The organism is Arthrobacter sp. Y3221157 (genome assembly GCF_059089865.1).
This window is the reverse complement of record NZ_JBNHFD010000050.1, coordinates 1-20596: the sequence shown is the minus strand read 5'-3', so window position 1 is coordinate 20596 and position 20596 is coordinate 1. Positions and strand designations below refer to the sequence as shown.

Sequence of the window (20596 nt, the reverse complement as noted above, 5' to 3'; positions counted from 1 at the left end):
AGGGGAGACGAGCGTTGACTTCTGTCACCAGCGCACCGGTTCCAGCCAGGACAGTCCTGAATTCGGCTGACATTGACCGTGCCCTCACTCGTATCGCCCATGAGATCCTCGAGGCCAACAAGGGGTCCAAGGACCTGGTCCTGCTGGGCATCCCGCGCCGCGGCTACCCGTTGGCAGTCCGGCTCGCCGGAAAAATCGCCGCTGCGGACGGCTCCGTTGATGCTGCCGCTATCGTTGGCCAGCTCGACGTCACCATGTTCCGGGACGACCTCTCGCACCAGGGAACCCGGCCGCCCTATCCCACCAAGCTTCCGCGCACCGGCATCGACAACAAAGTTGTGGTGCTGATCGACGACGTCCTCTACTCGGGGCGCACCATTCGCGCCGCCCTGGACGCACTCATCGACCTGGGCCGTCCCCGCATTGTCCGGCTGGCTGTGCTGATCGACCGCGGCCACCGTGAACTGCCCATCCGCGCCGACCATGTGGGCAAGAACCTGCCCACGTCCTCCTCCGAGAAGGTCCGGGTCCGGCTCGAAGAAACGGACACACCCCCCGGCGGCACCCCCACCAACGAAGTAGTGATCGAAGGCGGCTCGTGAAGCACCTGCTCTCCACCCAGGACCTTAGCCGTTCCAACGCCATCAGCATCCTGGACACCGCCGAGGAGATGGCAGCCGTGGGCGACCGCGAAGTGAAGAAGCTGCCCGCGCTGCGCGGCCGCACAGTGGTGAACCTCTTTTTCGAAGACTCCACCCGCACCCGTATCTCGTTCGAAGCCGCTGCCAAGCGCCTCTCCGCCGACGTCATCAACTTCGCAGCCAAGGGATCATCGGTGTCAAAGGGCGAGTCCCTGAAGGACACGGCCCAAACCCTTTCCGCGATGGGCGCTGACGCCGTCGTCATCCGTCACTGGGCATCCGGTGCCCCGCACCGGCTGGCCGCTACGGACTGGATCGACGCCGCCGTCATCAACGCCGGCGACGGCACGCACGAGCACCCCACGCAGGCACTGCTGGATGCTTTCACCATGCGCCGGCACTGGGCGCGGCTGTCCGGCGCTGGCTCCGAGGGCGCCGACCTGAAAGGGATGCGCGTGGCCATCGCCGGCGACGTCCTGCATTCCAGGGTGGCCCGCTCCAACGTCTGGCTCCTGCGTACGCTCGGGGCAGACGTCACGCTGGTGGCACCGCCTACCTTGCTGCCCATCGGCGTCGAAAAATGGCCCTGCAAAGTCAGCTACAACCTGGACGACACGCTGGCGCAGGGCGTGGACGCCGTCATGATGCTCCGGGTCCAGGGTGAACGGATGAACGCGTCGTTTTTCCCCAGCACCCGCGAATACTCGAGGCGCTGGGGCTTCGACGACAACCGCCTGCGGACGCTGGACCGCCTAGGCATGAAGGACACCATCATCATGCACCCGGGCCCCATGAACCGCGGCCTGGAGATTTCCGCGGCCGCCGCCGATTCACCCCGGTCCACCGTCCTGGCCCAGGTCCGCAACGGCGTGTCCGTGCGGATGGCCGCCCTGTACCTGCTGCTCTCCGGGGACACCCGTGAACCAGCCCAACCGGTCCTGGCCACGGCCGGCACCGCCCATACCAAGGAGAGCAACTGATGGCAGGCAACACCGGAACCTATCTGATCCGCGGCGCCTCGATCCTGGGCGGCGAACCGGCGGACCTGCTGATCCGGGATGGCGTCATTGCCGAAACCGGAGCCGGCCTGTCCGCCGGCGATGCAACAGTTATTGACGCAGCCGGCCTGGTTGCCCTGCCCGGCATGGTGGATGTGCACACGCACCTTCGCGAGCCGGGCCGGGAAGACGCGGAGACGGTGGAAACGGGAACCCGCGCCGCGGCACTGGGCGGCTACACCGCCGTCCACGCGATGGCCAACAGCACCCCCGTGGCGGACACCGCCGGCGTGGTTGAACAGGTCTACACCCTCGGCCGCACCGCCGGCTGGGTGGATGTGCGTCCGGTCGGCGCCGTCACTGTGGGCCTCGCCGGCGAGCAGCTCGCCGAACTCGGTGCCATGGCAGACTCCCGGGCCCGGGTCCGGATGTTCTCCGACGACGGCATCTGCGTCCACGACCCCGTGCTGATGCGCCGCGCCCTGGAATACGTCAAGGCGTTCGACGGCGTGGTGGCGCAGCACGCGCAGGAACCCCGCCTGACCGCCGGTGCCCAGATGAACGAAGGCGAAGTCTCAGCCGTCCTGGGCCTGACCGGATGGCCTGCTGTCGCCGAGGAAAGCATCATCGCCCGCGACGTCCTGCTCGCCCAGCACGTGGGCTCCCGCCTGCACGTCTGCCACGTGTCCACGGCCGGATCGGTTGAGATCATCCGGTGGGCCAAGGAACGCGGGATTGACGTCACCGCCGAGGTCACGCCGCACCACCTGCTGCTCACGGACGACCTGGTCCGCAGCTACGATCCCGTCTTCAAGGTCAACCCGCCGCTGCGTACCGACGCCGACGTCCAGGCCTTGCGTGCGGGGCTGGCCGACGGCACCATCGACGTCGTGGGTACCGACCACGCCCCGCACCCCAGCGAGCACAAGGAATGCGAATGGGCACAGGCCGCCATGGGCATGACCGGACTGGAAACCGCGCTGTCCGTGGTGCAGCACACCATGATTGAAACGGGCCTGATGACCTGGGCCGACTTCGCCCGCGTCACCTCCACCGCGCCGGCCAGGATTGGCCGCCTCGGCGACCAGGGCCGTCCCCTGGAAGCAGGGGAGCCCGCCAACCTCATCCTGGTGGACCCGGCGGCACGCTGGACCGTGGACCCGTACCGGATGGCAACCATGGGACGGAACTCGCCGTTCAAGGGCCGCGAACTGCCCGGCAAGGTGGTGGCCACGTTCTTCAAGGGGCACCCCACCGTCCTGGACGGCGAACTGAACGCCCCGTACCCGTACGCAACCGTTCCGGCAGGCGCGTGATGGACAAAATCCTCCCCGGACTGGCGATGCTGGCGGTCGTCGCCGTCGTCTTCGTCCTGCTCGCTATCGGCTGGCGGAACCGCCTGAAGCGCCAGTCCGACGTCGAACAGCTGCCTCCCGTGCCCGCGGCACCCGGCGAGCCGCTCACCACAGCCGAGGGCCAGTATGTTGCCACCACCACCGGCGGCGACTGGCTGGACCGGATCGCCGTGCACGGCCTGGGCATCCGGACCAACGCCACCCTCTCGGTGTACCCCCACGGCGTCCTTTTCGACCGCTCCGGTGCCCCGGCACTGTACATTCCCGCCGCCGCGCTCGGCGGCGTCCGGCAGGACAGCGGGATGGCCGGAAAGTTCGTCGAGAAGGACGGGCTGCTGGTGCTGACCTGGCTGCACGGCTCCCACGAGCTGGACACCGGGTTCCGCACCCGCCGTGCCGCGGACAAGGACACGCTCTATGCAGCACTCCAGGAATTGATCTCCTCAGCCCCGGCCGCAGGTGCCAACAGTGGAAAGTAAGACAGTGACGGATACGCCCGCAGCAAACACGCCAGCAGCCACAGACCCAGCAGTGAAAGCGAATACAGTGACAGCAACTACCTCCGCTCCGGCAGCCCTCGTCCTCGAAGACGGCCGCATCTTCCGCGGAACCAGCTACGGCGCCACCGGAACGGCGCTGGGCGAAGCGGTTTTCGCCACCGGCATGACCGGGTACCAGGAAACCATCACGGACCCCTCCTACGCCCGGCAGCTGGTGGTCCAGACCGCCCCGCATATCGGCAACACCGGCGTCAACAGCGAGGACGCCGAGTCCCGCCGCATCTGGGTGGCGGGCTACATCGTCAGGGACGCCGCACGGCGGCCTTCCAACTGGCGGTCCGAACGCTCCCTCGACGAGGAACTGGTGGAGCAGGGGATCGTCGGCATCCAGGGCGTGGACACGCGTGCCATCACCCGCCACCTGCGGGAGCACAAAACCATGCGGGCCGGCATCTTCTCCGGCGAGTCAGCCCAGGCAACCGACAAGGAACTCCTTGACGCGGTCCTGGCCAGCGCACCCATGGAAGGCGCCCGCCTGGCCGAGGAAGTCAGCGTGGACGAGGCGTACGTCGTGGAGCCCAAGGACCACGGCTGGGACGGAGAACCCCGTTTCACCATCGCCGCGGTCGACCTCGGCATCAAGGCCATGACCCCGGTGCGGTTCGCCGAACGCGGCGTCCGCGTCCACGTCCTGCCGGCCACGGCCACCCTTGAGGACGTCAAGGCCGTAAACCCGGACGGCTTCTTTATGTCCAACGGCCCCGGCGATCCCGCCACAGCCGAAACGCAGGTCAAGCTGCTCCGCTCCGTCCTGGACGAAAAGCTGCCCTACTTCGGCATCTGCTTCGGCAACCAGATCCTGGGCCGCGCGCTCGGCTTCGGCACCTACAAGCTCCGCTACGGCCACCGCGGCATCAACCAGCCCGTCATGGACCGCCGCACGGGCAAGGTGGAAATCACGTCCCAGAACCACGGCTTTGCCGTGGACGCCCCGCTCGACGGCGCCACCCAGGCTCCGGAGGAGCGCTACGGCCGCGTTGAGGTCAGCCACGTCAGCCTCAACGACGACGTCGTCGAGGGCCTCGCCTGCCTGGACATCCCCGCGTTCTCCGTCCAGTACCACCCCGAAGCGGCGGCCGGCCCGCACGACGCCGCCTACCTCTTCGACCGCTTCATCGAACTGATGGCGGGAACCCGGGACGGCCGCACCGCCAACCTGTCAAAGGAGCCCGTGGACTCCGTGCACAACCCGATCGACCGCGACGCCGCCCTGCAGCAGGGCACCAACAAGACTGAGGACAAGAAGTAATGCCCAAGAGAACAGACCTTAAGAGCGTCCTGGTCATCGGATCCGGACCCATCGTCATCGGCCAGGCGGCCGAGTTCGACTACTCCGGCACGCAGGCCCTGCGTGTCCTCAAAGAGGAGGGCCTGCGGGTCATCCTGGTGAACTCCAACCCTGCCACCATCATGACGGACCCCGAGTTCGCCGACGCCACCTACGTCGAACCCATCACCCCGGAGGTGGTGGAGAAGATCATCGCCAAGGAGCGTCCGGACGCCGTCCTGCCCACCCTGGGCGGGCAGACGGCCCTGAACACGGCCATCGCGCTGGACAAGAACGGCGTGCTCGAGAAGTACAACGTGGAGCTCATCGGCGCCAACATCGCCGCCATCGAACTCGGCGAGGACCGTGAGAAGTTCAAGGGCGTGGTGGAGCGTTGCGGCGCCGAGTCCGCGCGCAGCCACATCATCCACACCATGGACGAGGCCTTCAAGGCCGCCGAGGATCTCGGCTACCCTATGGTGGTCCGCCCCTCCTTCACCATGGGCGGCCTGGGCTCGGGCCTGGCCTACAACGAGGACGACCTGCGCCGCATCGTCGGCCAGGGCCTGCAGTACAGCCCCACCAGCGAGGTCCTGCTCGAAGAGAGCATCCTCGGCTGGAAGGAATACGAGCTCGAGATGATGCGGGACAAGAACGACAACGTGGTTGTGGTCTGCTCCATCGAGAACTTCGATCCCGTTGGCGTCCACACCGGAGACTCCATCACCGTGGCTCCCGCGCTGACCCTGACCGACCGCGAGTACCAGAAGCTGCGCGACGTCGCCATCGCCGTCATCCGCGAAGTGGGCGTGGACACCGGCGGCTGCAACATCCAGTTCGCCATTGATCCCGCCACGGGCCGCGTAGTGGTCATCGAGATGAACCCCCGGGTTTCCCGCTCGTCCGCCCTGGCGTCCAAGGCCACCGGCTTCGCCATCGCCAAGATCGCCACCAAGCTCTCGCTGGGCTACACCCTGGACGAGATCCCGAACGACATCACCCAGAAGACCCCGGCGTCCTTCGAGCCCACCTTGGACTACGTCGTGGTCAAGGTGCCCCGGTTCGCGTTCGAGAAGTTCCCCGCAGCGGACAACACGCTGACCACCACCATGAAGTCGGTGGGCGAAGCGATGGCCATGGGCCGCAACTTCACCGAAGCCCTGCAGAAGGCCCTGCGCTCCCTCGAGCAGAAGGGCTCGCAGCTGGACTTCAGCAGCGTTCCCGAATGGGAAGTCCCGGAGCTCATCGAAAAGGCCAAGCGCCCCACCACCGAACGCCTGCACCAGGTCCAGCGTGCCCTCCTGGGCGGTGCCACGGTGGAGCAGCTGTTCGAAGCCACCAAGATCGACCCGTGGTTCCTTGACCAGCTCCAGCTGCTGAACGAGATTTCCCGCGAAATCCGGCAGGCCGGCGCCCTCACGAAGGAGATGTTGCAGCGCGCCAAGCGCCACGGCTTCTCGGACGAGCAGATCGGAACGCTCACGCACAACTCCGAAGCCGTGGTCCGTGGCGTCCGGCAGGCCCTCGGCATCCGCCCGGTCTACAAGACAGTGGACACCTGCGCCGCCGAATTCGCCGCCTACACCCCGTACCACTACTCCGCCTACGACGAAGAGGACGAGGTGGCGCTGCACTCCAAGCCGTCCGTCCTCATCCTGGGCTCCGGGCCCAACCGGATCGGCCAGGGCATCGAGTTCGACTACTCCTGCGTGCACGCCTCCATGGCACTGCGCAAGGCCGGCTACGAAACTGTGATGGTCAACTGCAACCCGGAAACCGTCTCCACCGACTACGACGTCTCCACCCGCCTGTACTTTGAGCCGCTGACGCTCGAGGACGTGCTGGAGGTCATCGCGGCCGAAGAGCGGACCGGGGGCGTCATGGGTGTGTTCGTCCAGCTCGGCGGCCAGACACCGCTGAAGCTTGCACAGCAGCTCGCCGACGCCGGGGTTCCGATCCTTGGCACCTCCCCGGAGGCCATCGACCTGGCCGAGCACCGCGGAGCGTTTGCCCGGGTCCTGGACAAGGCAGGACTCGTCTCCCCGAAGAACGGCACCGCCGTGTCCTTCGAGGACGCCAAGAAGATCGCAGACGAAATCGGCTACCCCGTGCTGGTGCGCCCGTCCTACGTCCTGGGCGGCCGCGGCATGGAAATCGTCTACGACGAGGCCAACCTCTCCCGCTACATCGCCAACGCCACCGAGATCACCCCGGACCACCCGGTCCTGATCGACCGCTTCCTGGAGGACGCCGTCGAGATCGACGTCGACGCCCTCTTCGACGGCACCGACATGTACCTTGGCGGCATCATGGAGCACATCGAGGAAGCCGGCATCCACTCCGGCGACTCCGCCTGCGTCCTGCCGCCCATCACGCTGGGCAGCAACGTCATCGAGCGGGTGCGCACGGCCACCCGCGCCATCGCCGAGGGCGTGGGCGTGCGGGGCCTGATCAACATCCAGTTCGCGCTGGCCTCGGACGTCCTGTACGTCCTCGAAGCCAACCCCCGCGCATCCCGCACGGTTCCGTTCGTGTCCAAGGCAACGGGCGTCCAGATGGCCAAGGCCGCCGCCCTGATCGGCACGGGCGTGACCATCAACCAGCTCCGCAGCGCCTACAAGATGCTGCCTGAGACGGGTGACGGATCCACGCTGCCCCTGGACGCGCCGGTGGCCGTCAAGGAAGCAGTCCTGCCCTTCAGCCGCTTCCGGACCCTCGAAGGCAAGGTCGTGGATTCCCTCCTCGGCCCGGAAATGCGTTCCACCGGCGAAGTCATGGGCATCGACAAGCACTTCGACACCGCCTTCGCCAAGAGCCAGGCCGGCGCCAACAACGCCCTGCCCACGGAGGGCAAGGTCTTCGTCTCCGTGGCCAACCGCGACAAGCGCTCCGTCATCATGGGCGTCAAGCGGCTCTCGGACCTCGGTTTCGAAATCGTCTCCACTGGCGGCACCGCCGATGTCCTGCGCCGCAACGGTATCCAGGCCACCCCGGTCCGGAAGGTTGCCGAAGGCAGCAGCGCCGAAGGCGAGGGCACCATCGCCGACCTGGTGGTTGCCGGCGAGATCGACATGGTATTCAACACGCCGTCCGGTGGCGAGGCCCGCAGCGACGGCTACGAGCTGCGCGCCGCCGCCACGTCGATCGGCATTCCCTGCATCACCACGGTGGCCGAATTCAACGCGGCGGTCCAGGCCATCGAGGCCCTGCGCACCTACGAATGGTCGGTCACCAGCCTGCAGGAGCACGCCGCCGCCCTGGCGGAATCGCAGAAGGCGGCCCTGCAGAATGCCTGACCAGGTATCCGGCGCCGGCCGGGAGTCATTCGGCTCCCGGCTCGGCGCCGCCATGACCGCCCGCGGCCCGCTCTGTGTCGGGATTGACCCGCACCCTGCCCTGCTGAAGAGTTGGGGACTGGACGACGACGCCGCCGGGCTGAGGAGCTTTTCGCTCACCGTCCTGGAAGCCGTGGCTTCCCTCGCTGCCGCGGTCAAGCCGCAGGTGGCGCTCTTTGAGCGCCACGGTTCGGCGGGCATGGCTGTGCTGGAAGAGCTCCTCGCCGCCGCCCGGGACGAGTCGGTGCTGACGATTGCCGACGCCAAGCGCGGTGACATCGGATCCACCATGGCCGCCTACGCGGACGCTTGGCTGCGCGACGGATCACCGCTGGCAGCCGACTCGGTGACCCTAAGCCCGTACCTGGGCTTTGAATCGCTCCGGCCGGCCCTGGACCTGGCCGCGGAGACCGGACGGGGCGTCTTCGTCCTCGCCCTAACCTCCAACCCGGAGGGCCCGTCCGTCCAGCACGTTGGGGGAGCGGAGTCCGTAGCGCGCGGGATCGCCGGAGCCGCCGCTGCCGAGAACACCCGCTACCCCGGTGCGCTCGGTTCCGTCGGGCTGGTGATCGGGGCAACCGTGGGCAGCGCCCTGGCTGACCTTGGAATGGATCTTGCGGCAGTGCGGGGTCCCATCCTCGCCCCCGGGCTGGGCGCGCAGGGGGCCACCCCGGCCGATCTCCGGGCAACGTTCGGAACGGCCTATTCCCAGGTGCTGGGGACCTCCAGCCGGGACATCCTCGCCGCCGGCCCGGGACTTGGCGGCCTCCGTGACGCGGCCCTGAGGACGCTGGACGGGCTGCGCGGCGAATAACGTTCCGTTTGCCTGGATGCATTGATTCAGGCCGCACCAGAGGGTAGTTTCAGGGACAGGTTCAAGGGCGGCCGCCCTTGGACGAATCCGCCGAATCCGGGGGTGTCCGCCATGGTGCTGCGACCTTTGACCGCATCGGAACGGGCTGACGCCCTGAACAAGGCAGCCGCCGCCAGGGCCGCCCGCGCGGCGGCCAAGCAAAGCCTGAAGAACGGCAAGAGGTCCGCTGCGGACATCATCAACTCCGCCATGGAGGACGACGCCCTGGCGCGGATGCGGGTTTCCGAGCTTCTCGAGGCGCTGCCCGGAATCGGCAAGGTCCGGGCGGCGGCCATCATGGAGCAGCTGGGCATTGCCACCTCCCGCAGGGTCCGCGGGCTGGGCGTCCACCAGCGCCGGGCGCTGGTAGATTTTATAGACGAGCATTAGGGCGGGCACGTACCCCGCCCATCCCCGAACTCCGGCAAAGGAATACGTGAGCAAGAAACCTGGACTGACAGTCCTCGCTGGTCCGACGGCTGTTGGCAAAGGCACCGTGTCCACCTACATCCGCGACAACTACCCCGAGGTCTGGCTTTCCGTCTCGGCCACCACCAGGGCGCCACGGCCCGGCGAAGTGGACGGCGTCCACTACTTCTTCAAGTCCAAGGAGGAGTTCGAGCAGCTCATCGCAGACGGCGAGCTGCTGGAATGGGCAGTGGTCCACGGCCAGAACACCTACGGCACTCTGAAGAGCACAGTGGACAAGGCCATCGCCGAGGGCCGTTCCGTGCTCCTGGAAATCGACCTGCAGGGTGCACGGCAGGTCAAGGCGGCCGTGCCGGACGCCCAGTTTGTCTTCCTGGCCCCGCCCACCTGGGACGAAATGGTCCGCCGGCTGGTGGGCCGCGGCACCGAAACGCCCGATGAACAGCAGCGGCGCCTGGAAACCGCTAAACTGGAACTTGCTGCTGAACCGGAGTTCGACCACACCGTCATCAATGACGACGTCCGCCGGGCAGCGGACGAGCTTGTTTCACTCATGGGGCTGACCCCGCATCCGCATCTGCCGGAACCGTCAGCCCGCTAGGAATTTGGAGAATTCGTGTCCACGAACCTTGAAGGCATCATCAACCCGCCGATCGACTCGCTGCTCGAGGCAGCCGATTCCAAGTACGGCCTGGTGATCTTCGGTGCCAAGCGTGCTCGTCAGATCAACGCTTACTACGCCCAGCTGCACGAGGGCCTCTTCGAGTACGTCGGCCCGCTGGTCGACACCAAGCTGAACGAGAAGTCGCTCTCGATCGCCCTGCGCGAGATCAACGAAGGCAAGCTGGTTTCCACGCCGATCGAAGCCGCAGAGTAATTTGCCGCTGAACTGACTTGCTGTTGACGGAGGTCACGTGCGCATAGTCCTCGGAGTCGGGGGAGGGATCGCCGCCTACAAGGTGGCATCGCTCCTCCGGCTTTTTACTGAAGCCGGCCACAACGTGACCGTCATTCCCACGGAGGCGTCCACCCGCTTCGTGGGGACTGCCACTTGGGAGGCACTGTCCGGAAACCCGGTCAGCAACAGCGTTTTCGATGACGTCCACCAAGTCAACCACGTACGCCTTGGCCACGAGGCCGACCTTGTGGTGGTTGCACCGGCCACGGCCGACCTCCTGGCCAAGGCCGCGACAGGACAGGCCGGCGACCTCCTCACCAACACGCTCCTCATGGCCCGCGGACCGGTCCTGTTCGCCCCGGCCATGCACACCGAAATGTGGCAGCATGCGGCCACCCGCGCCAACGTGGAAACCCTCCGCGGCCGGGGCGCAGCCGTCCTGGAACCTGCCACCGGGCGGCTGACGGGTGCCGATTCGGGCCCAGGGCGGCTGCCTGAACCGCAGGTCATTTACGACGCCGCCATGGCCCTGGTCCAGGGCCAGACCGACTTCCAGCTGCCGCTGGCGGGCCGGACCGTCACCATCAGCGCCGGCGGCACCCGCGAACCCCTGGACCCGGTCCGGTTCCTTGGCAACCGGTCCTCCGGGAAGCAGGGGGTGGCCCTGGCCGTGGCTGCCCGCAATGCCGGGGCAACTGTCCGCCTGCTGGCTGCCCACATGGAAGTTCCGCCGCCCGCCGGCGTTGAGGTGGTGACGGTCGAAACGGCACTCCAGCTGCGCGAGGCCGCGTTGGCTGCGGCCGCGGATTCAGACGTCGTCATCATGTCCGCCGCCGTCGCCGACTTCCGGCCGGCCGTGGTCTCCAATACCAAAATCAAGAAGCGCGATGACAGCGCCGATCCCGTCATCACACTGGTCCGCAACCCGGACATCCTGCATGAACTGGTTGAAGTCCGGAACGCCGCCGGGGACGAAGGACGGCACCGGCTGATCGTCGGATTCGCCGCCGAGACCGGCGACAGCCAGGGAGACGTCCTGGCATACGCTGAGGCCAAGCTGCAGCGCAAGGGCTGCGACCTCCTGGTGGTCAACCACGTCGGTTCGGACAAGGTGTTTGGCCAGGACACCAACTCCGTGGTCATTCTGGCCCGTTCCGGCTCCGAACCCCAGGAGGCGTCGGGGACCAAGGCAGAGGTTTCCGAGGCCATCATCAACCGCATCGGTTTCGAACTGAACTCTGTTTCACCCCGGGCCTGAGTGTTCCGCGCCACGTTTGCTTCGCGGGAAGACATCTCCCGCGGGGCCAACGTGCTCCAACCAGTAAGGTAGTTGAGTGACTTTACCCCTGCACCTTCCCCAGACTTCCGCGGCCACGCCCCCGGCGCTCCGGCTCTTCACGTCCGAGTCGGTCACCGAGGGCCACCCGGACAAGATCTGCGACCAGATCAGTGACGCCATCCTGGACGCCCTGCTGGCCGCAGATCCGGAATCCAGGGTCGCCGTGGAAACCATGGCCACCACCGGCCTGGTGCATGTGGCAGGCGAGGTCACCACCGACGCCTATGTGGAGATCCCGCAGATCGTCCGGGAGACCATTCTCGGCATCGGCTATGATTCGTCCGCGAACGGATTCGACGGCGCCCGCTGCGGCGTTTCGGTGTCCATCGGCCAGCAGTCCAATGACATCGCCGGCGGCGTCTTCAACTCCCTGGAGGCCCGCGAGGGGCGCCAGGAGGACGATTACGACCTGCAGGGTGCGGGCGACCAGGGCCTGATGTTCGGCTATGCCAGCGACGAAACGCCCTCGTACATGCCCACGCCCATCTGGCTTGCGCACCGCCTGTCCGAGCGGCTCACCGAAGTCCGGAAATCCGGCGAACTGCCGTACCTGCGGCCAGACGGCAAAACCCAGGTCACTGTAGGGTACGACCGCGATCTTCCTGTTTCGGTGGAGACCGTGGTCATCTCCAGCCAGCATGCTGAAGGCGCAAGCCTGGACCAGCTCCGTGCCGACCTCGCGGCCGTGGTCATCGAGCCTGTTCTTGCCGGGGCAAACCTGGACATCTCCCGTGCCAAAAACATCCTGAACCCGGCCGGGGAATTCGTCATCGGCGGCCCTGTGGGTGACGCCGGCCTGACCGGGCGCAAGATCATCGTGGACACCTATGGCGGCATGGCCCGCCACGGCGGCGGTGCCTTCTCGGGCAAGGACCCGTCCAAGGTGGACCGCTCCGCCGCCTACGCCATGCGGTGGGTCGCCAAGAACGTGGTGGCCGCCGGACTTGCCAAGCGAGCGGAAATACAGATCGCCTACGCCATCGGACAGGCCCGACCGGTGGGCACGTACGTCGAAACCTTCGGCACCGAAACCGTGGACCCCGCCAAGATCAGCGCCGCAATCGCCGAGATCTTCGACCTGCGCCCCCGCGCCATCATCGACGCCCTTGACCTGAAGCGGCCTATCTACGCCAAGACAGCAGCCCACGGGCACTTTGGCCGCGACGAGCCCGACTTTACCTGGGAGCGGCTGGACCGTGTGGACGAGCTGAAAGCATTCTTCAACGCCTAGGACACTGCCGGGAGCCCGAATGTCAGTGCCCGGTGCTTGGCTTGCCATGTCCGGACGGAAACTGAATGGAGGCGGCAGCCGTGGTTGGTGACAGGTCCTTCCAGCCGGGCTCTGCCCTTTCCAGCGCGGGGGGACAGCCCGTGCAGCCCTCCCTGCTCCAAGGCTTTCCATCAAGGAAGCTGCCGGGCGGCGTACCACTGGCTGCCACGCTTCCGGTGGCCCGTGTGCTGGTGGAATCCTCGCTGCCGCACCTGGACCGGCCCTTCGATTACGCGGTCCCGGCCAGCATGGACGAAGAAGCTTCACCCGGTGTCCGGGTGAAGGTCAGCTTCAACGGCCAGGATCTGGCCGGGTTCCTGCTGGAACGGCTCGCGGAATCCGACGCCGGGACCAGCCTCCTGCCGCTGGGCAAGGTGGTTTCACCGGTTCCCGTGCTGACCCCCGCTGTACGGGAACTTGCCGCCGCGGTGGCCGCCCGGTACGCGGGAGCCCTCAGCGATGTCCTCCGCCTTGCCGTGCCGCCCAGGGTGGCCCGCCTGGACAAGGAATTTCTACTCACCGCCACGGAGGGGGCGGCGGAAGCCGAAGCACCCACTGGTTCGGTATCACCCACTGGCCCGGAAGCAGGCACGGGCGCGGATGCTGCGGCTGCATCCGGCCTGCCGGCCGCCTCCGCGTGGACGGATTACCGCAACGGTCCGGCGTTCCTGCGCCACCTTGGCAGCGGCGGATCCCCGCGCGCCGTCATCAATCCGCTGCAGGGGTACGGGCCCGGAGGCTGGCCCCGCCTGCTGGCCGAGGCGGCCGCCGCCGCCCACGCCGCCGGCCGGGGCACAGTCCTGGTGGTTCCCGACTACCGCGACCTGGCCCGGCTGGAAGATGCCCTGCAGGCCGTGCTGCCGGAGGCCGCCGTCGCCCGGCTCACCGCGGAGGACGGGCCAACGCCCCGCTACCGCAACTTCCTGCGCCTCCTCGCCGGGCAGGCCACCGTGGCCATCGGCACCAGGTCAGCGGCGTTCGCCCCCGTCCGGAACCTTGGCCTGGTGGTGTGCTGGGACGACGGCGACGACCTCCACATAGAGCAGCGCGCACCGTACGCCCATGCGCGGGAGGTCCTGCTGCTGCGCGCCGAGCAGGAGGGCGCGGCCTGCCTGCTTGCTGGGCACTCCCGCAGCACCGAGGTGCAGCGCCTGGTGGAAGCCGGGTGGGTGCTTTCCGTGGAGGCGGACCGACAGGATGTCCGCCGCACCGTGCCCCGGGTAGTTAATACCGCAGACAGCTTTGAACAGGAACGGGATCCATTGGCCACGGTGGCCCGCTTGCCCGGAGCCGCCTGGCGCGCCGCCAAGGAGGGCCTGGAACGCGGCCAGGTCCTGGTCCAGGTGGCGCGCGCCGGTTATGCGCCGTCGCTTGCCTGTGAAACCTGCCGTGAACCCGCCCGCTGCGGGACGTGCCAGGGGCCGCTGGCGCTGGCCGGCACCTCCGCCCTGCCACAGTGCCGCTGGTGTTCCACGCCCGCTCCCGACTGGAGGTGCGGCCACTGCGGCGGGCGGCGGCTGCGCAAAGGTGCCACCGGCGTGCTCCGCACCGCGGAGGAACTTGGCCGCGCGTTCCCCGGCACTACCGTGGTGACGTCCTCCGGCGACCAGGTGAAGTCGTCCGTGGGTGGCGGCAAGGCCCTCGTCGTGGCGACGGTCGGGGCAGAACCTGTTGCGGAGGGCGGCTATGCGGCGGCGCTGCTGCTGGACGGCGACTCGCTGTTGCGCCGTGAAACGCTGCGCGCCGGTGAGGACACAGTCCGGCGCTGGTTCAATGCCGCCGCGCTGGTCCGTCCGGCGGCAGCCGGGGGACTGGTGGTGGTAACGGCGTCGGACACCGCCGCCACCGGTGCCCTTCTCCGTTGGGACCCGGCCGGCTATGCACAGCGGGAACTGTCCCTCCGTGCCGAACTCCAGTTGCCCCCGGCTGTACGGATTGCCTCGGTCACGGGGCCCAGGGCCGCCGTCGAGCATTACACCGGCGCGGTGGAAGCCCAACTCGCCGCGGCCGGGATTGCACTCCGCACGGCAGGGCCCGCGCCCGTGCTGCTGAGCGGTCCGCCCGCGCCAGGCCGCCCTGCCGAGGACGTCCGGACGCTGCTGTTCTTCACCTACGGCCAGGCCGCCGCCGTCGTCCGCGTGCTCCGGGTGACGCGGGCCGCTGCAGCCGCCAAGCGCACCATGGATCCGGTCCAGCTCCGGCTGGACGGCGTGGACGTACTCTAGCGCGTCCTGCCGCGGCGCCGCTTGACGATCTCGGCGGCCACCTCCACCAGTTGCCGTGCCGATTCATCCCAGCTGAACTCCCGGGCACGGGCCAGGGAGCTGCGGGACACCGCCTGCCAGGTGGCGGGATCCTGGAGCCTGGCCACCGCCTCGGCGAACTGCCCCGGTGAGGCGGGATCCACGTACGTTGCCGCGTCGCCACCCACTTCCCGGAAGATGGGAATGTCGCTGGCGATAACAGGAGTGCCGAGCGCCATGGCCTCGACCAGGGGGAGCCCGTAGCCTTCGGCGCGGGAAAGGCTCACCAGGGCCGTGGCGGTCCGCAGCAGCGTCGCGTATTCCTCGTCGGTCACACCGTTGTGGAAGACCACGGAGGCATCCGGTGCAACCAGGGCTTCCAGCTCCACCCGCCGCTGCGGGGTGATCCGGCTGAGCAGATGGAGGGTGTAGCCGGGAAGCTGCGCCATGCCGGTTACCATGGTCTCCACATTTTTGTAGGGCATGAAGGAGCCCATGTAGACGATCGACTTCTCCGCGCCGGCCTCTGCGGGCCGGGGGTCCAGCTCCGGCTGCGGGGCGTTGCTGATGATCCGCACCGGGCGGCGGGTCAGGCGGTACTTGGCAATGAGCGCTTCCGTGGTCCGGCTGACCGTGGCCACCGTATCGGCCCGGTTGAGGAGCACCCGCTGCGGCCAGAATGCCTTGTGGTAGAGCCGCCACAGCAGGCGGACGGGCGCGGGCAGGAAGCCGGGAGGATCCGGGTGCTCGTAATAGATGAGGTCGTGGAGGGTCAGGACCAGTCCGTATTTCCGCCCCCAGCTGCCCATGGTCTGCATGGGGCACACCACCACGTCGGCGCCCAGCGCGTTGACCGTGCGCGCCACGAACAGCTCCCGGGGGGACAGCGGGCTGCTGATCAGGGTGTAGGGGACATCCGGAAGCAGGGCAAGCTGCCGGACGTCCGAAATCAGGATGGAAACATCGGCGATTTTCGCCGTCGCGGCAATCAGGCTTGCGCCGTAGCGGCTGATGCCGTCGTGGTGGTCTGTCCTGGTGAAACGGGCATCGATGACGATCTTCACGCGGGGTGGTCCTCCAGGAAGCTGCGGATGTAGCGGGCGGCCGGCTCGGGCGTCTCGTAGTGGATCAGGTGCCCGACGCCGGGAATCACATTGAGCTGCGCGTCCGGAAGGAGCGCCGCCAGGCGGTGCTGGTCCGGCAGCATGGCGATCTCGTCCTTTTCCCCGGCAATCAGCAGCACGGGAAGGTGCAGGCTTCCGGCCACCTCTGCCACGTGGCTGTTGACGGAGGCGGTAAAGGCTTCGAGCAGGCTGTCCCGGTTCGCGAAGGCGCTGAAGTAGGCATGGTGCTGGCCATGGATGAAGCGGCGGAGGCCGCTGTCCTTCGTCTTGGCCATGGCTTCGCTCATCACGCGGACGATCAGCGGGCTGCGCAGCAGCGCGAGCCCCAGGGGCCCGGGGAGGCGGGCACCCAGGCGGTAGTACAGCACCGCCAGCCGGGTCATGATCCCCTTCGGCCCCTCGAGCGCAGGGGCGGCGATGGGGTTGATGAGGATGAGCGGGTTGACTGCGTCCGGATTGGCTGCCACGAAGTGTGCGGCGATGATGGACCCGAACGAATGGCCCAGCAGGACAGTGTCAGGGCCCAGGCCGAGTGCCGCCATCAAGTCCGTGATGAACCGCCCGTACCGTTCCACTGAGTGTGCGCCGGCCCGGAACGCCCCGGAACTGCCGAATCCGGGAAGGTCGGGCATGACGAGGCGCATGTCGGGAAGCTGGTCAGCAACCCGCAGCAGGCCATGGTGGTCGCCACGGAAGCCGTGGATGACCAAGATGGTGCGCGTGTGCGGGGTGGCGTGCAGGGGTTCACAGGTCCAGTAGGCCACCGTAGCCCCGTCCACCTCCACGGTGGCGGCGGTGGTGCGGGCGGCGAGGTCAGGACTGATGTAGGCGGCCGCGGAGGACTGTCCCGGGCTGGTTGTTTTCATTGCCTCCGGCTCCTAGTTGACGTTGTCCGGATGGGAACCGGTGCGGTGTCCGCGCTCGAGCCCCGCGATGGCTGCCATGTCCCGCTCGGAGAGTTCGAAGCCGAAGACATCCAAGTTCTCCCGGATCCGCGCTTCGGAGCTGGCCTTGGGAATGGCCACATGGCCAAGCTGCATGTGCCAGCGCAGGATCACCTGGGCGGAAGTCCTGCGGTGTTCTGCCGCGCACGCCCCGATCACCGGATCGGCAAGCACCTCGCCCCTGCCGAGGGGGCTCCAGGCCTCAGTCATAACGCCCAGCTCCTTGTGCTTGCTGCGCAGTTCCTCCTGCTGCAGCCAGGGGTGGAGCTCAATCTGGTTGACGGCCGGAACCACCTCGGCCGTCTGCAGCAGCCGGTCCAGGTGTGCGGGCTGGAAGTTGCTGACGCCAATGGCGCGCACCTTGCCTTCCCGGTAGAGCGTTTCCAGTGCCCGGTAGGTCTCCGGGTATAGCCCCTGCCGCGGGCAGGGCCAGTGGATGAGGTACATGTCCACGTAGTCCAGCCCCAGGTTGACCATCGACTCGTCGAAAGCCCGGAGCGTGGCGTCGTAGCCGTGGTGGTCGTTCCAGACCTTGGTGGTGATGAAGATGTCCTCCCTGGACAGGGCCGGAAAGAGCTCACCTGAACCTCCGCTGCCCGCCTGCGCGCTGAGCTGGGGGCTGATGCCACGCGCCACGCCCAGCTCGTTGCCGTACATTGCTGCCGTGTCGAAGTGGCGGTAGCCCGCAGCCAGGGCCATCGCAACGAGCCCTTCGGCCTCGGCAGCGGGCACCTTGTACAGCCCGAAGCCAAGCTGGTTGATCAGCACGCCGTTGTTCAGGCTGAGCCGAGGTGAGGTTCTCATGGCATCGACTCTACCCACTCGCGGTGGCGAGGCCTTCGAAATCCACCAGCCGCCGCGCGGTTGCTTCATCCAGGATCAGGTCGGTGGCCAGGTTTGCTGCCAGGGCTCCCCGCAGGCTGTCGATCTTGGAGGCGCCGGAGACCACGCAGATCCTGCGCCGCACCTGCCGCAGCTGGGAAAGAGCAGGTCCGGTGGAGCGTTCATTCAGGACGATGCCGTCGGAGGACCCGTCGCCGCGGAAGAAGACCGTGGCAACGTCACCCACCACATCGGAGGTGGCCAGCGCGTGGAGGTCGTCCTCGTCCAGGTAGCCGCCGGAGTAGACGTGGCTCGGGTAGTCGGCATCCACCGAGCCGACGCCGAAGATGGCGATGCTCATCTTCGCTTGCAGGGCCAGGATGCGCTGCACGCTGCGTTCATTCCACATGGCCGTCTTGGTGGCAGCATGGTCGAAAAAAGCGGGCACCGGGAACTGCTCCACGCGCGCCCCGTACGCACTGCCGAAGCGGCGCATGATGTCACTGGCGTAGGTAATGCCGGTGGTGTGCATGTTGCCGGCGCCATTCAGCTGGACAATGACGCTGTCATGGGTGATTTTCCGGGTCAGGTTCCGGCTGACCGCACTGATGGTCGATCCCCACGCCACCCCGATGATGGTGTTGGAGTCCACCAGCGGCCCGATGGTCCGGGCTGCCTGGATGGCCACCCGGTCCAGGGTTTCGGCTTCATTGAGCGTCTCGAGGACGGGCACCACGTGCACGTCCACGTTGTAGCGGCGCCGGATCATGCCCTCAAGCTCGGGCCCGGTGTCCAGGGGGTTGCGGATCTGGACCTGGACCAGGCCGGATTCGCGGGCAGCGGAAAGAAGCCGGGAAACCGTTGACCGGGAGGTCCTAAGTTCCCGTGCGATGGCATCCATGGTCAGGTCCTGCAGGTAGTACATCTGTGCAGCGCGGAGGGCATCCGCGTGCCGGGAGGGGTTCATCGGCGATCCGTTCTGCACGTTTGTGCATTGAGCTTGACTCCATTTTCCATCAGTTCAACCATGGTTTGGGAACGGCGGCGCCAGCGTCCGGCGGCCGCGCATCAGGAAAAGTCACCAGGAGTAGTTGTGGGAGCCACAGAGCCAACCGTCCATCCATCCGCGCCCCGGCAGTCCGCCGAAGCGCCGAAGCCGGGGGTGGAGCGAAGCCCGGTGCACAACCTGAGGCGGCGTCCGCATGCCAAAGTGCTGGTGGTGGGTGGCGGCATCAACGGCGTGGGCACATTCCGCGACCTGGCCCTGCAGGGCGTTGACGTGGCACTCGTGGAACGCGGTGACTACTGCCAGGGTGCCAGCGGTGCTTCATCGCACATGATCCACGGCGGCATCCGCTACCTGGAGAACGGCGAGTTCCGCCTGGTCCGGGAGTCGGTAGTTGAGCGCAACAGGCTGCTCCGGATCGCGCCGCACTACGTCAAGCCGCTGCAGACCACCATTCCCATCTTCAGCACCTTCTCCGGCGTCCTGGCTGCGCCCTTGCGCTTCCTCACGCACAAGCAGCAGGGCAGGCCCACGGAGCGCGGCGCCTTCCTGATCAAGCTCGGCCTGAGCCTCTACGACTCCTTTTCGCGAGCCGGCGGCACAGTGCCCCGGCACCGGTTCCTGGACCGCAAGCGTGCTCTGGCGGAGCTCCCCGCGTTGCGGCCCGACGTCAAATACACGGCCACCTACTTCGACGCGTCCGTGCACAATCCCGAGCGGCTCACCCTCGACGTGCTGCAGGACGGCGAACTGGCCGGCCGGACGGGCACTGCACCGGGGCAAGGGGACACTGCCCGTGCCAGCAACTACGTGTCACTGCAGTCCGTGACGTCCCGGCCCAACCCCGGAACCGGCAGGGGGAGCGCCGTCCGGCTCCGGGACGAACTGACGGGGGAGGAATTCGACTTCACCGCCGACGTCATCGTCAACACCACCGGCGCCTGGGTTGACCTGACCAACCAGGCGATGGGCTCTGCCTCGTCCTTCATGGGCGGCACCAAGGGCTCGCACATCGTGCTGGACAACCCCGCCCTGCTCGAGGCCTGCCGGGGCGGGGAGATCTTCTTCGAGCACACGGATGGCCGCATCGTCCTGATCTACCCGATAGGTGACCGCGTGCTGGTGGGCACCACCGACGTGGATGCCGACATGGCCGAGGACGCCGTCTGCACCGACGAGGAAATCTCTTACTTCTTCGACCTCATCGGGCACGTGTTCCCCTCGGTCCCGGTGTCCCGCGGACAGATCGTCTACACCTTTTCCGGCGTGCGGCCCCTGCCCCGGCATGACGCCACCCAGCCGGGCTTCGTCTCCCGCGACTACCGGATCGAGCGCCGCGGTCCGGCAGCCGACGGGACGGGCGCCGTCGTCCTGAGCCTGGTTGGCGGCAAGTGGACCACATTCCGTGCCCTCGCCGAGCACCTGGCCGACGACGTCCTGGCCGAGCTGGGCAAGGGCCGCAAAGTGACCACGGCCCAGCTGCCCATCGGCGGCGGTGCGGGCTTCCCCGCC

At 67.5% G+C, this 20596-nt stretch carries 18 protein-coding genes; 14 read left to right on the top strand and 4 right to left on the bottom strand.

What is annotated here, in order from left to right:
- Positions 1–14: 14 nt before the first annotated feature.
- From pyrR to AC5RTT_RS13110, 13 genes are all read left to right on the top strand, one after another.
- Positions 15–602 (top strand): bifunctional pyr operon transcriptional regulator/uracil phosphoribosyltransferase PyrR, encoded by a 588-nt coding sequence (gene pyrR, locus AC5RTT_RS13170; protein ID WP_494103238.1) that lies wholly within the window; start codon positions 15–17, stop codon positions 600–602.
- Complete coding sequence (locus AC5RTT_RS13165) at positions 599–1621, top strand: aspartate carbamoyltransferase catalytic subunit (RefSeq protein ID WP_494145569.1); 1023 nt, start codon at positions 599–601, stop codon at positions 1619–1621. The genes pyrR and AC5RTT_RS13165 overlap by 4 nt, the downstream gene beginning before the upstream one ends.
- Complete coding sequence (locus AC5RTT_RS13160) at positions 1621–2955, top strand: dihydroorotase (protein ID WP_494145568.1); 1335 nt, start codon at positions 1621–1623, stop codon at positions 2953–2955. Before AC5RTT_RS13165 ends, AC5RTT_RS13160 begins: the two co-directional genes overlap by 1 nt.
- Positions 2955–3473: a PH-like domain-containing protein gene (locus AC5RTT_RS13155; RefSeq protein ID WP_494124666.1), complete on the top strand. Its 519-nt coding sequence runs from the start codon at positions 2955–2957 to the stop codon at positions 3471–3473. The genes AC5RTT_RS13160 and AC5RTT_RS13155 overlap by 1 nt, the downstream gene beginning before the upstream one ends.
- Positions 3454–4803 carry a glutamine-hydrolyzing carbamoyl-phosphate synthase small subunit gene (gene carA / locus AC5RTT_RS13150; protein WP_494145567.1) on the top strand — a complete coding sequence of 450 codons (1350 nt, stop codon included), beginning with the start codon at positions 3454–3456 and terminating at the stop codon, positions 4801–4803. Before AC5RTT_RS13155 ends, carA begins: the two co-directional genes overlap by 20 nt.
- Positions 4803–8117: a carbamoyl-phosphate synthase large subunit gene (gene carB, locus AC5RTT_RS13145; RefSeq protein ID WP_494145566.1), complete on the top strand. Its 3315-nt coding sequence runs from the start codon at positions 4803–4805 to the stop codon at positions 8115–8117. Before carA ends, carB begins: the two co-directional genes overlap by 1 nt.
- Positions 8110–8970: an orotidine-5'-phosphate decarboxylase gene (gene pyrF / locus AC5RTT_RS13140; protein ID WP_494145565.1), complete on the top strand. Its 861-nt coding sequence runs from the start codon at positions 8110–8112 to the stop codon at positions 8968–8970. The genes carB and pyrF overlap by 8 nt, the downstream gene beginning before the upstream one ends.
- A 111-nt stretch (positions 8971–9081) precedes the next feature.
- Positions 9082–9399 carry an integration host factor, actinobacterial type gene (gene mihF, locus AC5RTT_RS13135; RefSeq protein ID WP_494145564.1) on the top strand — a complete coding sequence of 106 codons (318 nt, stop codon included), beginning with the start codon at positions 9082–9084 and terminating at the stop codon, positions 9397–9399.
- A 46-nt stretch (positions 9400–9445) separates the two neighbouring features.
- On the top strand, positions 9446–10039 hold the full coding sequence (gmk, locus tag AC5RTT_RS13130) for a guanylate kinase (protein ID WP_494009248.1): 594 nt from the start codon (positions 9446–9448) through the stop codon (positions 10037–10039).
- Between the two features lie 15 nt (positions 10040–10054).
- Positions 10055–10315 carry a DNA-directed RNA polymerase subunit omega gene (gene rpoZ / locus AC5RTT_RS13125; protein ID WP_003800778.1) on the top strand — a complete coding sequence of 87 codons (261 nt, stop codon included), beginning with the start codon at positions 10055–10057 and terminating at the stop codon, positions 10313–10315.
- A gap of 37 nt (positions 10316–10352) precedes the next feature.
- The gene (coaBC, locus tag AC5RTT_RS13120; RefSeq protein WP_494145563.1) at positions 10353–11594 is read left to right on the top strand and encodes a bifunctional phosphopantothenoylcysteine decarboxylase/phosphopantothenate--cysteine ligase CoaBC; all 1242 of its coding nucleotides are present in this window, start codon (positions 10353–10355) and stop codon (positions 11592–11594) included.
- 76 nt (positions 11595–11670) lie between these two features.
- The gene (gene metK / locus AC5RTT_RS13115; RefSeq protein WP_494145562.1) at positions 11671–12906 is read left to right on the top strand and encodes a methionine adenosyltransferase; all 1236 of its coding nucleotides are present in this window, start codon (positions 11671–11673) and stop codon (positions 12904–12906) included.
- Positions 12907–12971: 65 nt separating this feature from the next.
- On the top strand, positions 12972–15170 hold the full coding sequence (locus tag AC5RTT_RS13110) for a primosomal protein N' family DNA-binding protein (RefSeq protein WP_494145561.1): 2199 nt from the start codon (positions 12972–12974) through the stop codon (positions 15168–15170).
- Here AC5RTT_RS13110 and AC5RTT_RS13105 read toward each other — a convergent pair.
- Genes AC5RTT_RS13105 through AC5RTT_RS13090 form a run of 4 tightly spaced genes read right to left on the bottom strand, consistent with a single transcriptional unit; the run spans position 15167 to position 19045 of the window.
- A complete protein-coding gene (locus AC5RTT_RS13105) occupies positions 15167–16252 on the bottom strand; it encodes a glycosyltransferase family 4 protein (protein WP_494145560.1) in 1086 nt (361 codons plus the stop codon). The two genes, AC5RTT_RS13110 and AC5RTT_RS13105, sit on opposite strands and share 4 nt — an antisense overlap.
- Positions 16249–17178: an alpha/beta fold hydrolase gene (locus AC5RTT_RS13100; protein ID WP_494145559.1), complete on the bottom strand. Its 930-nt coding sequence runs from the start codon at positions 17176–17178 to the stop codon at positions 16249–16251. Before AC5RTT_RS13100 ends, AC5RTT_RS13105 begins: the two co-directional genes overlap by 4 nt.
- Before the next feature lie 12 nt (positions 17179–17190).
- The gene (locus AC5RTT_RS13095) at positions 17191–18060 is read right to left on the bottom strand and encodes an aldo/keto reductase (RefSeq protein ID WP_494145558.1); all 870 of its coding nucleotides are present in this window, start codon (positions 18058–18060) and stop codon (positions 17191–17193) included.
- A gap of 10 nt (positions 18061–18070) precedes the next feature.
- Positions 18071–19045, bottom strand: a complete 975-nt coding sequence (locus AC5RTT_RS13090) for a sugar-binding transcriptional regulator (protein ID WP_494145557.1) — start codon at positions 19043–19045, stop codon at positions 18071–18073.
- A gap of 126 nt (positions 19046–19171) precedes the next feature.
- Here AC5RTT_RS13090 and AC5RTT_RS13085 point away from each other — a divergent pair.
- The coding region (locus AC5RTT_RS13085; RefSeq protein ID WP_494145556.1) for a glycerol-3-phosphate dehydrogenase/oxidase at positions 19172–20596 on the top strand (1425 nt) is incomplete at its 3' end.

Coding starts and splice junctions, on each gene's coding strand:
- AC5RTT_RS13160 (WP_494145568.1), top strand. CDS start 1,621: ATGGCAGGCAACACCGGAACCTATCTGATCCGCGGCGCCTCGATCCTG.
- AC5RTT_RS13155 (WP_494124666.1), top strand. CDS start 2,955: ATGGACAAAATCCTCCCCGGACTGGCGATGCTGGCGGTCGTCGCCGTC.
- carB (WP_494145566.1), top strand. CDS start 4,803: ATGCCCAAGAGAACAGACCTTAAGAGCGTCCTGGTCATCGGATCCGGA.
- pyrF (WP_494145565.1), top strand. CDS start 8,110: ATGCCTGACCAGGTATCCGGCGCCGGCCGGGAGTCATTCGGCTCCCGG.
- mihF (WP_494145564.1), top strand. CDS start 9,082: ATGGTGCTGCGACCTTTGACCGCATCGGAACGGGCTGACGCCCTGAAC.
- AC5RTT_RS13110 (WP_494145561.1), top strand. CDS start 12,972: ATGGAGGCGGCAGCCGTGGTTGGTGACAGGTCCTTCCAGCCGGGCTCT.
- AC5RTT_RS13100 (WP_494145559.1), bottom strand. CDS start 17,178: ATGAAAACAACCAGCCCGGGACAGTCCTCCGCGGCCGCCTACATCAGT.
- AC5RTT_RS13095 (WP_494145558.1), bottom strand. CDS start 18,060: ATGAGAACCTCACCTCGGCTCAGCCTGAACAACGGCGTGCTGATCAAC.
- AC5RTT_RS13090 (WP_494145557.1), bottom strand. CDS start 19,045: ATGAACCCCTCCCGGCACGCGGATGCCCTCCGCGCTGCACAGATGTAC.